The following is a 12978-nucleotide window of genomic DNA, read 5'->3' on the forward strand; positions in this document are numbered from 1 at the left end:
ACTAATTATCCGTTTTCTTTTTATCTGGTACAACAACACCCCCACTTCCGTAATAAGTAGGCACTTCACCTTGAACGATGCGCGTCGCAATCGGAATGTTTTGCTTCACTTTAATTTCTTTCGTGCGTAACGGAATCATAACTTGTAACGTCACTTCCACTTCCATAATAATTTTGATCGCCGTATTATTAATTCCTTGCGGCTCAACTAATTGTTTAATATCCGTATTCACATGACCAATTGGCGTAAAATTAATCGGAATATCCGGCCCTATATTACCAAGAAGCGCATTATCGGTTATGCGTCCAAAAGGAACTGACATAGATACCCCATTCTCTTCAAAAATACCAAGTGCTTTCGTATCCCCTTTTTCTACTTGTTGTAAATATTTCTCTATGTATGCAGTAGTCGATGTTAATATTTCATTTACTTGTTTTGTATTTAAATCAATTGTAGATACTTTCCCGTTCCTATCCGTTTGTACTTTCATTAATGAATCTACATCAAACCCTTCATTAATTCGGTCTTTTACCGCTTTCGTCATAACTGCTGTTGCCATTTTATGCGTCTCTGTTTCCCCATACTTAATTAACGTTGGTTGAATACTTTTATTTACAATCCATAACCCTTGAACTACCATTACGATAAAAATGATAAACGAAATAAGCAGTATATACCGAAAGGAAATCGGTCCCCTTCGAAACCGCGAATTTTTCGAACGAAATATGCTCATAAAAAAAACCTCCTTCTTATATTATTTCTATGCAAGAAGGAGGGACGATATATGCTTATCTCATTTTTAATAGTGCATCTTTTCCGATTGTGCCGGCCGGAATCCCTAAAGCTTCGGCTTCAATCGTTACTGATTCCAGCGGTGCTTCAAGAAGTTGTTCAATCGTTCTTACACCAACCGCACGGCCAGCAATAATTCCTCGATCGCCTAACTTCTCATTTAAAAGACCTACATCTAGAGCACCGCACATAATATATCCTTTATCACTCATTACAGCTAGCAAATTTGTCTTCGGAAGTTTTACGCTAACAGCAATGAACGTATAGTTATCAATTATAATTGGCTCTACATTAACCATAGTTCACACTCCTCTCTTTCTTATCTTTATGACAAGAGAAAAATGAGTGTTACAAGTTAACTAGCCTATAGTTTGACTGAAGATGTATAAGTTATCAACATGTCTGTTAACACATCTCTAAGTAATTCCGGCATATAATATTGTTTGTCAGAAAGTGTGGATAGCTCTGGGTATAAGTATCCGAATGTAAACATATCAATCGTTCCTACCATATATATCCGGTCTAATTCCAGCGATTCGCCATTAATCAATACATCTTCTAGTAAAATTTTATTCCCTGGAATCGTATCTGGAATCACTTCCAAACCATCGTAAATCATTTTCCCCATTACTTTTCCACGAAATCCGAATCCTTTCACCTCAAGATTCTCCATATTCGGGCGGCGCGCTTTCAAAATAACTTCTCTTAACGTTTTCCCTGGTACTTTTAATAGACATGGATTAATTGGATGTGGACAAATCCGATGAATATCTCCGCGCGTCACAACACCTTCATTTAATCCCTCAAGAAGTACACCAGCATTCACCATCCCAACATCCGCATTACACCACTCTTTAAGTGCACTTGCCAACATATGAGAAAACGTCGTCTCCTTAAACCAATCAACCGGCAATGATTCTTTTAAATGAACGACAGGCTCAGCCATTATCTGTTTACTTTCTTCCTTTAGCATTTCAATTGTGGATAACGGCTCGCTATAAGCACCTAACCGTTCTGTCTTAATCGCTCTACCGTCTTTTTTCAACAGTCTCTTCGTCTCTTTATCCACAGTAAGCTGAACGTGACCAACGTAATGTCCCCACTTTTCACAACAGCAAAGCAAAGTATTATCCACAAGAACGCCACGCTCAAATAAATGATGCGTATGTGCCCCTAAAATAACATCTATATCATAATGCTCCGCCATATACTCATCCATACTTTTTCCAAGATGAGAAAGCACAACAGTAATATGAGCTGTATCCTTAATTTCTTCTAAAATAGATTCTAAATGGATGATTGGATCTTCAATATGCCAGTCTAACATATGATAAAACTCTGGATAAGCTACCGTTAATCCAATAAAGGCAATCCTGATCCCATCTGTCGTTGTATGTAATTTATAAGGCTGCGCCCACGCTGGACGTACACCTTCTTTTTCAAATAAATTCGCTACAAGCACCTCAAACCCAGCATCATCATATAGACGATTCAAATGCTCTTTCGCCAATGTAATTCCTTCATTATTTCCGATCGTTACATAATCATATAACGCCTCATTTAATAATTTTGTATTCCCAAGTCCATTTGTCGCTTCCGAAATACTATGAAAACGATCCACATGATCGCCAATATCCACAGTTAAAACAGTCTCTCCCGCTTCCTGTCTTCGCTTTTTCTCCCCTAGTACAAACCGAGAAATTTGCGGCCAATTTTCAAAATGACTATGTATATCGTTTGTATGATAAAGGTGGATGATCGTTTCTTTATTTATATTCAGAGAAAAAACCTCCTCTCAGTTCCTTACTGCCATTTACGCTACACGTACGCAATAATCCTGTAAATACTTTTCGTCTTTTCTTGCTATTCTACATTGTACTCGCATTGTGGGAAAAAGCAAAAGATTGCCCTTTTATTATGGAGAACTTTATATTACTTTTTCTAGTCTATTGATTAGTTTGAGGGGGATTTTTTGTGAAATGATTCTAGTTGGTGGGGGGAGATTTGTCAGTATCTTTGCCTTACTTACTAAGTGCTCCTCTCGTATTTGAATGTTGAGGGGTATATGAGAGATTTCTTTTGTCTTACTTTGTCGACAAATCGATATTCCTTGTCGAACCGCTGATATATTTTACCGAACACCCACCTGGGTATCCCTTCCCAACCAGAGCTGCTTACCCAACACAAGAAAGCGCCCTGCACAGCAGGGCGCTTTCTTCATACATATATTATCCAGTTCCAGCGGCTAGAATGTTCGGTGGCTTCACTTCTTCCTATGAGGCAAAAAGCGCCTCTACGTCAGAAGCTCCATCCCCCTCACATTCTGAACGAGCCGCTTCCACTTTTAAATATTAACCAATAGAACCTTCCATCTCAAACTTGATTAGACGGTTCATTTCAACTGCGTATTCCATTGGAAGTTCGCGAGTGAATGGCTCGATGAAGCCCATTACGATCATTTCTGTAGCTTCTTGCTCAGAAATACCGCGGCTCATTAGGTAGAATAATTGTTCTTCTGATACTTTAGACACTTTCGCTTCGTGCTCAAGTGAAACGTAATCGTTTTTGATTTCGTTATAAGGAATTGTATCAGATGTAGATTGGTTATCCATGATTAACGTGTCACACTCGATGTTAGAACGAGAGTTTTTCGCTTTTGGTCCGAATTGTACGATACCACGGTAAGTTACTTTACCACCATGCTTCGCAATCGATTTAGAAACGATTGTTGAAGATGTGTTTGGTGCTAAGTGAATCATTTTCGCACCAGCATCTTGGTGTTGGCCTTTACCAGCAATCGCGATAGATAATGTTAAACCACGAGCGCCTTCGCCTTTTAAGATAACTGCTGGGTATTTCATCGTTAATTTAGATCCGATGTTACCGTCAATCCATTCCATCGTTGCGTTTTCTTCACAAACCGCACGTTTTGTAACTAGGTTGTATACGTTGTTTGCCCAGTTTTGGATTGTTGTATAACGGCAATATGCATCTTTCTTAATGATGATTTCTACTACCGCACTATGAAGTGAGTTAGTCGTGTAAACAGGTGCTGTACAACCTTCTACGTAGTGTACGTGTGCGCCTTCGTCTACGATGATAAGCGTACGCTCGAATTGTCCCATATTTTCAGAGTTAATACGGAAATACGCTTGAAGTGGTGTATCAACTTTAATACCTTTTGGAACGTAGATGAATGATCCACCAGACCAAACTGCAGAGTTTAATGCAGAGAATTTGTTGTCTGTTGGTGGGATTACTTTTCCGAAATGCTCACGGAAAATATCTTCGTTCTCTTTTAATGCGCTATCTGTATCTTTGAAGACGACTCCTAGATCTTCTAGGTCTTCTTTCATGTTGTGGTATACAACTTCAGATTCGTACTGTGCAGATACACCAGCTAAATATTTTTGCTCAGCTTCAGGAATACCTAATTTATCAAATGTTGCTTTAATTTCCTCAGGTACTTCATCCCAAGACTTCTCAGATTTCTCAGATGGTTTTACGTAGTACGTAATTTCATCGAAATCTAAGTCGTTTAAGTCGCCACCCCATTGTGGCATTGGCATTTCATAGAACTTATCCAGTGATTTTAAACGGAAGTCTAACATCCACTGTGGTTCTTCTTTCATACGTGAAATCTCTTCAACGATCTCTTTTGTTAAACCGCGTCCAGCACGGAAAATCGAAACGTCTTTATCCTTGAAACCATATTTATAATCGCCGATATCTGGCAGTTGCTTCGCCATGTTGGTGTGTCCCTCCTTATATAACCTCGTTTTTAGGAACCTTTAACATTACTTATCTTCGTTTAAGCCCTTTTCTAACGCTTTCCACGCTAATGTTGCACATTTAATACGTGCCGGGAACTTGCATACGCCTTGTAATGCTTCAATATCTCCTAAATCAATGCTGTCATCATACTCTTTTCCTAGCATCATGTCAGAGAAAATTTTAGAAAGCTTAAGAGCCTCTTCAATTTTCTTTCCTTTTACTGCTTGTGTCATCATTGAAGCTGAAGACATTGAAATTGAACATCCTTCGCCTTCAAACTTCGCTTCTTGTACAATACCCTCTTCTACTTTCATCGTAAGTTGAATACGATCGCCGCAAGTTGGATTGTTCAAGTTAACGGTAACACTATCTTCTAACACGCCATGGTTACGAGGATTTTTGTAATGATCCATAATAACTTGACGATATAACGTATCTAAATTATTAAATGACATTTGTGAAATACTCCTTTGTCTTGATTAGCGATTCAACAAATGTATCAATTTCTTCTTTTGTATTATATAAATAGAAGCTCGCACGTGCTGTAGAAGAAGCTTTCAGCCACTTCATAAGTGGTTGTGCACAGTGATGTCCTGCGCGAACCGCAATGCCTTCTACATCTAATACAGTTGCTACATCGTGAGGATGTACTTCATCAATATTAAATGTAACTAGACCAGCGCGATGCTTTGGACCATAAATTGTAACGCCATCTACTTCTGATAGTCTCTCTAAAGCGTATTGCGCTAATTCATGTTCATGCTTTTCAATATTATGAAGACCGATTTCTTCTAGGAAATCAATTGCCGCACCAAGTCCGATTGCATTACCGATAATCGGTGTACCTGCTTCGAACTTCCACGGAAGCTCTTTCCAAGTAGACTCTTGTAAGTCTACGAAATCAATCATTTCACCACCAAATTCAATTGGTTCCATATTGTTTAGCAATTCTTTCTTACCATATAATACGCCGACACCTGTTGGTCCGCACATCTTATGAGCAGATAATGCGTAGAAATCACAGTTTAAATCTTGTACATCCACTTTCATATGAGGTGCACTTTGTGCTCCATCAACGATCATGATTGCACTGTTTTCATGTGCGATTGCTCCGATTTCTTTTACAGGGTTAATCGTTCCAAGTACGTTTGACACGTGCATAATAGAAACAATTTTTGTATTCGGTGTAACTGTTTGACGAACATCTTCTAAAGAAATTGTACCGTCTGGTTGAAGCGGAAGGTATTTTAAAGTTGCGCCAGTTTTCTTCGCAACTTGTTGCCACGGAATGATGTTACTATGGTGCTCCATGTAAGAGATGACGATTTCATCGCCTTCTTTTACATTATCAAGACCATAGCTAGCTGCTACTGTATTTAATGCAGTTGTCGTTCCGCGCGTGAAAATAATCTCTTCCATTGATTTCGCATTAATAAACTTGCGAACTTTCTCACGTGCACCTTCATACGCGTCGGTAGCTTTCGTACCGAGCGTATGAACACCGCGATGCACGTTAGAATTATATTCTTTATAATAACGTTCTAACGTTTCAATGACTTGAATTGGTTTTTGAGAAGTTGCTGCACTATCGAAATAAACAAGTTGTTTGCCGTTCACTTTTTGATCAAGAATTGGAAACTGTTTGCGTATTTCATGAATATTCATTAGCGAACTTTCCTTTCAATTACCTCAACAAGCTGTGCTTTTACTCCTTCAATTGGAAGCTGATTTACTACAGGTGCTAAGAATCCATGGATGACTAAACGTTCTGCTTCGCGTTTTGGAATCCCACGGCTCATCAAGTAGTATAATTGGTATGGATCTACGCGGCCTACTGAAGCTGCGTGACCTGCCATTACATCATCTTCATCGATTAAAAGAATTGGGTTTGCATCACCGCGAGCTTTCTCATCTAACATAAGAACGCGAGAAGATTGTTGTGCATTTGATTTAGATGCACCGTGTTCAATCTTACCAATTCCATTAAAGATAGATGTTGCACTATCTTTTTGTACTCCGTGTTTTAAAATCCAACCTTCAGAGTGTTTACCGAAGTGAACAACTTTAGTTGTAAAGTTTTGTGTTTGGTTACCACGGCCAATTGTTACTGTTTTTGTATCAGCAAATGATCCGTCGCCCATTAAGTTCGTAACGTTCTCTGAGATTGTATTTCCGTCATTCATAAGGCCTAGAGCCCAATCAATACGGCCGTCGCGTCCAACAATGCCGCGGCGGTTAACGTAAGTTGTTACGTCTTTTGCTAATAGATCAACCGCACCGAATTTCACTTGTGCGCCTTGTTCCACGATTACTTCTGCTACGATATTTGCAATACCTTTAGCATTTTCATTTGCAACGTAGTTTTCTACATATGTTGCAGCACTGTTCGCATCAGCTACGAATAATACGTGGTTATATACGTTAGCTTCTTCGCCGTCTACTAAGAATACAGCTTGAAGTGGAGTTTCAAGAACAACATTTTTCGGAACATATACGAATGCACCGCCGTTGATTAATGCAGCATGAAGTGCAGTTAGACGATGCTCGTCTACTTTCACGCCGTCTTTCATTAAGTACTTTTGTACTAATTCAGCATGCTCTGTTGCAGCTGTTACGATGTCTGTAAAAATAACACCTTTTTCTTTTGCTTCGTCTGCTAAAGAAACGAACGCAGTTGTACCAGTACGTTGCACTAATACGCTGTTATTTTCATCGATTAAGTTTTTCACTGCTTCTGGAAGCTCTGTTAAAGAACTTACAGGCTCTTGCTTAGCAGCGTCGCCTTTTCCGATAAAGTCCCATTTTTCAATTTTCGTTTTATCAGGCGTTGGCATTGGAAGTTCAGTTGCTTGTGCAAGAGCTTGTAAGCGGAACTCAGTCAACCAAGCAGCTTCGTTTACTTCGCTTGCGCGCTGACGGATTGTTTCTTGATCGAAAGGTAATGTACCGATTGTCATGTTTATGCTCCTCTCTTACGCTTCTTGCTCTGCTGTTTCGTCTTCAATACCTAATTCTTTTTTAATCCAGTCGTAACCTTCAGCTTCTAGACGTTGTGCAAGCTCAGGGCCACCAGATTTAACGATACGACCGTTCATCATAACGTGAACGAAGTCTGGAGTGATGTAGTTTAATAAACGTTGGTAATGCGTAATCATTAGGCAACCGAAATCTTCGCCGCGCATTTGGTTAATACCTTTAGATACAACTTTTAATGCATCGATATCAAGACCTGAGTCGATTTCATCTAAGATTGCAATTTTTGGCTCGATCATCATTAATTGAAGAATCTCATTACGTTTTTTCTCACCGCCAGAGAAACCTTCGTTTAAGTAACGTTGTGCCATTTCTGGATCCATTTCTAGGAATTCCATGTTTTTATCTAATGTACGGATAAATTTCATAAGAGAAATTTCTTCGCCTTCTTCACGACGTGCATTAATTGCAGAACGTAAGAAGTCAGCGTTTGTTACTCCGCTAATTTCACTTGGATATTGCATTGCTAAGAATAGACCTGCTTGTGCGCGCTCGTCTACTTCCATTTCTAATACATCTTCACCGTCGATGATGATGCTACCTTCTGTTACTTCATACTTTGGGTGACCCATAATTGCAGAAGATAAAGTTGATTTACCTGTTCCGTTAGGTCCCATAATTGCGTGGATTTCTCCACCTTTTACTTCAAGGTTTACACCTTTTAAAATTTCTTTACCGTCGATTGATACGTGTAAGTCTTTAACCGTTAATGTAGAACCAGCCATCTCAATACCTCCATTAATCCTCTATATACATTTTAAAAATTCCTAAAACGTTCATATTCTCATTTTATTCTCATTCTAATCTTATAGCAAATAAAATGATATCGCAAACACTAAGAAAATGTAACAATTTTTTCACAAATGTATATAAGTATTTCCTTTACATCCTCTTATGATACACCTTTCTTCTTATATATATAAAGAAAAAAGGACTGGGTTATTCCCAGCCCTTTCCAGCACCTATTCGTTCACAGGAAGTACAGCACCTTTATATTCTTTGTTAATAAAATCTTGAATTTCTTTTGAATGCAATACGTCTACTAACTCTTTAATTTCTTTTTTCTTCTCGTCACCTTTACGAACTGCGATAATATTTGCATAAGGAGAGTCTGATCCTTCAATTGCAATTGCATCCTTTTTTGGATTTAATTTCGCATCAATTGCGTAGTTTGAATTAATAAATAAAGCATCACCTTCATTGTTTTCGTACAGCTTCGGTGAAAGTCCAGGTTCTACATCTGTTTTAAACTTTAAATTTTTCGGGTTTTCTACAACATCTTTTACTGTCGCTTTAACAACATCTACACCGTCTTTTAATTTAATAACGCCGCCTTTTTGTAACAATGCTAACATACGGCCACGCTCAGCTACGTTATTACTCATAATAACCGTTCCTCCATCTGGAAGATCTTTTAAGCTTTTATATTTCTTAGAATAAATGCCCATTGGCTCTAAATGAATTTTTCCTGCGTTTACAATTTTATATCCTTTTTCTTGAATTTCTTTATCTAAATACGGAATGTGTTGGAAGTAGTTCGCATCAATTTCTTTATCCGCTAACGCTTTATTCGGCAGAACATAGTCCTGGAATTTTTTAATCTCTAATTTAATACCCTTTTTCTCTAATATCGGCTGTGCCTTCTCTAAAATAACAGCGTGTGGCACGTTAGAAGCTCCAACAACAAGCTTATTCTCCTCTTTCCCCCCGCAAGCGGCTAATGTAAATACAGACAGTGCTGTAACAACTGACAATATAATCTTTTTCATATGATGTCCCCTTCTCCCCTATAGTTATGTAGTTAGAAAAAAGAGCCAGCATACACCAGCCCTTCTTCAAACAATTATTCTTTTACAGGAACAACTGCCCCTTTATATTCTTTATTAATAAAGTCTTCAATTTCTTTGGAATGCAGTACTTCTATAAGAGCTTTAATCTCTTTTTTATCTTTATCACCTTTACGAACAGCTACTATGTTTGCGTATGGAGAATCATTTCCTTCAATTGCAATCGCGTCTTTTTCTGGGTTTAATTTCGCATCAATTGCATAGTTAGAATTAATTAGAACCGCATCGCCTTCTTTATTGTTATACACTTGTGGCAATAAACCAGGCTCGATATCCGTTTTGAACTTTAAGTTTTTCGGATTATCTGCAATATCTTTTGGAGTCGCTTTAACCGGATCTACTCCGTCTTTAATTTTTAAAACTCCTTCTTTTTGTAAAATTGCTAAGCCACGTCCATGGTCAGCAACAGAATTACTCATAATAATTGTCGCCCCGTCTGGAAGTTCTTTTAAACTCTTATATTTTTGAGAGTACACACCAATCGGCTCTAAATGAATTTTCCCAGCTACTTCAAAGTCATATTTTTTATCTTTAATTTCTTTTTCTAAATACGGAATGTGCTGGAAGTAGTTCGCATCTAATTCTTTATCTGCTAACGATTTATTCGGTAACACGTAGTCTTGGAATTTTTTAATTTCTAACTCAATTCCTTTTTTCTCAAGTAACGGTTTTGCCTTTTCTAAAATTTCAGCGTGCGGTACGTTAGAGGCACCAACAACTAGTTTCTTTTCATCTTTATCTTTCCCACCACAAGCAGCTAGCCCAAAAATCGAAGTTGTAATAAGTGCTGTAAGTAATAATTTTTTCATTTGAAATACCCTCCCGTTTTTCATTATCTTTTATCTATTCGAGTCGTTAAACTATCACCAATCCACTGAATGAAAAATACAACTAGTAATACACAAATTGTCGCAACGATTGTTACATCGTTATTTCCTCGCTGGAACCCTTCTAAATAAGCAAGTGTTCCAAGGCCACCAGCACCAACAACACCTGCCATTGCTGTATAGCCTACTAAAGCAATTGTCGTTACCGTAATACCCGATACTAACGCTGGTAACGCTTCTGGAATTAATACTTTCAAAATGATTGTGCTTGTTTTTGCTCCCATTGCTTTTGAGGCCTCAATTACACCTTTATCAATTTCACGAAGTGCGATTTCAACCATTCTCGCGTAAAATGGTGCCGCTCCAATAATTAAAGCTGGCAGCGCTGCACTCGCTCCGAGAATTGTTCCAAGAAGAATCTTTGTGAATGGGATTAATAAAATAATTAAAATGATGAACGGTATAGAACGGAAAATGTTTACGAACGCTCCAATCACCGTATTAATCGCTTTATTTTCCCATAAATTATCTTTCGCTGTCATAAAGAGTAATAGTCCTAAAATAAGTCCTAAAACAAATGTGGCAAGCGCTGCGATTGCCGTCATATATAACGTTTCACCAGTTGCTTCTAACATTTGATTCCAATCAACATTTGCAATTAACTTATCCATGTGCAATCACCTCCAGCTCTACTTGATCTTGATGAATCCCTTCTATTGCTTGCTGGATCGCTGTTTCTTCACCATTTAAATGAACGACTAAACTTCCGTAAGAGCCGTTATTCGTTTGTGCGATATTTCCTTGCAAAATGCTAACTTCTATATCACCGCGCTGCATTAACCTTTGAAGTACCGGTCTTTCTACCGCTTCACCGACAAACTGCAAACGAATTACTTTTCCATCTGGATACTTTTCTATCAAACTTTCAATCGTTTCATTCGTATCTTCAGAATCAGTTAACTGCTGTACAAATCGTTTTGTAATGTCTTGCTTTGGATTACGGAATACGTCAAGTACTGGACCCGTTTCTACGATCTTTCCTTTCTCCATTACAGCAACACGATTACAAATTTTGCGAATAACGTGCATCTCATGCGTAATCAATACAATTGTTAAGCCGAGACGCTTATTAATATCTAATAATAAATCTAAAATTTGATCTGTCGTTTCCGGATCAAGAGCTGACGTTGCTTCATCACATAAAAGTACTTGTGGATTATTAGCTAACGCTCTTGCAATCCCGACGCGCTGCTTTTGCCCACCACTTAGCTGAGATGGGTACGCGTCTCCTCTCCCCTCTAATCCAACAAGATGAATTAACTCATCGACACGTTTTCTTCTCTCCGCCTTATCGACACCTGCAATTTCAAGTGGAAATGCGATATTTTCACGCACAGTTCGTGACCAAAGTAAGTTGAAATGCTGAAAAATCATTCCGATTTCTTGTCTTGCCTTACGAAGTTCATTTCCAGTAATCGCTGAAATCACACGATTCGCAATTGTAATTTGGCCAGAAGTTGGTTTCTCTAACTGATTAAACAATCTGATTAACGAACTTTTCCCAGCGCCACTATATCCGATAACACCAAATATTTCGCCCTTCTCTACTTGTAAGTTGGCGTTATCTACAGCAGTGACATCACCGCTTTTTGCCTTATATATCTTCTTTACATTCTCTAATAGAATCATGATGTTCACCCCTTTTTTAAATAAAAAGCGCAAGCGGCTCGTTTAGAACAAGAGGGCGTTGGAATCCCAGACGTAGAGGCGCTTTTTGCCTCATAGGAAGGGATGAAACGACCGACTGTTCTAGCCGCTGGAGCTAGATTTGATAAAAAGCGCAAGCGGCTCGTTTAGAATGTGAAGTGGATGGAGCTTCTGACGTAGAGGCGCTTTTTGCCTCATAGGAAGAAGCGAAGCCATCGAACATTCTAGCCGCTGGAGCTGGATTTCTTAAAAGTTTTGGATAGACTCCGCAATTTTTTTATTTTTGATGCGTGTAGTCCATCGGTATAGCTCCTCTTATTATTTGAATGTCCTCCGCATTCAAACAACAAAAAACCTTTCCGCTTCTAGAGAAGCAGAAAGGTTTATATGCGTATATAACAACATTATCCCTCTCTCTCATCTCTCAAAGCATTTGCTTTGCAGGAATTGGCACCATTTCAACATAAGTTGACGGTTGCCGGGCTTCACAGGGCACAGTCCCTCCACCTCTCTTAATAAGAGAAATCAGATTAAATTTTCGTCTGATTTAAAATTTATGAAATTGTCTATATTTTATGAATTGAATTGTATCAATATCATCACGCTCTGTCAACAGAAATTTTCGCAAAAAAAGAAACTTCAGAATTTTAAGCTCCGACTGACATCGGTTTACATATATGAAACATCGATTCGACTAATAACATCGTTCGATACGTTCCAGAATATTGTACCCGTCCATCACTCATTAACGTTTGCAACCTCATATTTCCAGTCACTAATTTTTGTACATCCTCTTCCTTTAAACAAACGATTTGTTCCGTTCCTCTCGCCTCTTTCAAAAGTTCTATATAATCTCTTGAAATTTGTAACGAACAGCATTCATCTCCAAAACGAAAATTAACAGTTCTTTCTCCTTGCCTTAAAAGCGGTTCTAAATGATATTGACCATTAGCGTAATTTACAAATGATTGAAGCAAAGAATATAATTCCATCCTAAA

13 protein-coding genes and 1 riboswitch are annotated in these 12978 nt (G+C 38.3%); all 13 genes read right to left on the bottom strand.

What is annotated here, in order from left to right; genetic code table 11:
- Position 1 precedes the first annotated feature (1 nt).
- The 13 genes from yunB to ACFWDE_RS14870 all read right to left on the bottom strand — a co-directional run bounded on the left by yunB (position 2) and on the right by ACFWDE_RS14870 (position 12972).
- The gene (yunB, locus tag ACFWDE_RS14810; protein ID WP_016096601.1) at positions 2–733 is read right to left on the bottom strand and encodes a sporulation protein YunB; all 732 of its coding nucleotides are present in this window, start codon (positions 731–733) and stop codon (positions 2–4) included.
- A 55-nt stretch (positions 734–788) separates the two neighbouring features.
- Positions 789–1091, bottom strand: coding sequence for a YunC family protein (locus ACFWDE_RS14815; RefSeq protein WP_016096600.1), 303 nt, complete (start codon positions 1089–1091; stop codon positions 789–791).
- A gap of 65 nt (positions 1092–1156) precedes the next feature.
- On the bottom strand, positions 1157–2572 hold the full coding sequence (locus ACFWDE_RS14820) for a bifunctional metallophosphatase/5'-nucleotidase (RefSeq protein WP_377893119.1): 1416 nt from the start codon (positions 2570–2572) through the stop codon (positions 1157–1159).
- Positions 2573–3143: 571 nt separating this feature from the next.
- The gene (sufB, locus tag ACFWDE_RS14825; protein ID WP_002015928.1) at positions 3144–4541 is read right to left on the bottom strand and encodes a Fe-S cluster assembly protein SufB; all 1398 of its coding nucleotides are present in this window, start codon (positions 4539–4541) and stop codon (positions 3144–3146) included.
- Between the two features lie 48 nt (positions 4542–4589).
- The gene (gene sufU, locus ACFWDE_RS14830; RefSeq protein WP_002089369.1) at positions 4590–5021 is read right to left on the bottom strand and encodes a Fe-S cluster assembly sulfur transfer protein SufU; all 432 of its coding nucleotides are present in this window, start codon (positions 5019–5021) and stop codon (positions 4590–4592) included.
- Positions 5011–6231 carry a cysteine desulfurase SufS gene (sufS, locus tag ACFWDE_RS14835; RefSeq protein ID WP_377893075.1) on the bottom strand — a complete coding sequence of 407 codons (1221 nt, stop codon included), beginning with the start codon at positions 6229–6231 and terminating at the stop codon, positions 5011–5013. The genes sufU and sufS overlap by 11 nt, the downstream gene beginning before the upstream one ends.
- Positions 6231–7523 carry a Fe-S cluster assembly protein SufD gene (gene sufD, locus ACFWDE_RS14840; RefSeq protein WP_377893077.1) on the bottom strand — a complete coding sequence of 431 codons (1293 nt, stop codon included), beginning with the start codon at positions 7521–7523 and terminating at the stop codon, positions 6231–6233. Before sufD ends, sufS begins: the two co-directional genes overlap by 1 nt.
- A gap of 15 nt (positions 7524–7538) precedes the next feature.
- Entirely contained in the window at positions 7539–8324 is a 786-nt protein-coding gene (gene sufC, locus ACFWDE_RS14845) for a Fe-S cluster assembly ATPase SufC (RefSeq protein WP_002112662.1), read from the bottom strand.
- A 237-nt stretch (positions 8325–8561) separates the two neighbouring features.
- A complete protein-coding gene (gene metQ / locus ACFWDE_RS14850) occupies positions 8562–9368 on the bottom strand; it encodes a methionine ABC transporter substrate-binding lipoprotein MetQ (protein ID WP_377893078.1) in 807 nt (268 codons plus the stop codon).
- A 74-nt stretch (positions 9369–9442) separates the two neighbouring features.
- Positions 9443–10255, bottom strand: a complete 813-nt coding sequence (gene metQ, locus ACFWDE_RS14855) for a methionine ABC transporter substrate-binding lipoprotein MetQ (protein WP_377893079.1) — start codon at positions 10253–10255, stop codon at positions 9443–9445.
- Positions 10256–10278: 23 nt separating this feature from the next.
- Complete coding sequence (locus ACFWDE_RS14860; protein WP_002112667.1) at positions 10279–10944, bottom strand: methionine ABC transporter permease; 666 nt, start codon at positions 10942–10944, stop codon at positions 10279–10281.
- Entirely contained in the window at positions 10937–11962 is a 1026-nt protein-coding gene (locus ACFWDE_RS14865; RefSeq protein ID WP_002145045.1) for a methionine ABC transporter ATP-binding protein, read from the bottom strand. The genes ACFWDE_RS14860 and ACFWDE_RS14865 overlap by 8 nt, the downstream gene beginning before the upstream one ends.
- 432 nt (positions 11963–12394) lie before the next feature.
- Positions 12395–12502, bottom strand: a riboswitch (SAM riboswitch).
- Positions 12503–12627: 125 nt separating this feature from the next.
- Positions 12628–12972 (bottom strand): hypothetical protein, encoded by a 345-nt coding sequence (locus tag ACFWDE_RS14870; protein WP_002145044.1) that lies wholly within the window; start codon positions 12970–12972, stop codon positions 12628–12630.
- Positions 12973–12978 lie beyond the last annotated feature (6 nt).

This window comes from Bacillus sp. NPDC060175 (genome assembly GCF_042728695.1).
Classification (GTDB): Bacteria; Bacillota; Bacilli; order Bacillales; family Bacillaceae_G; genus Bacillus_A.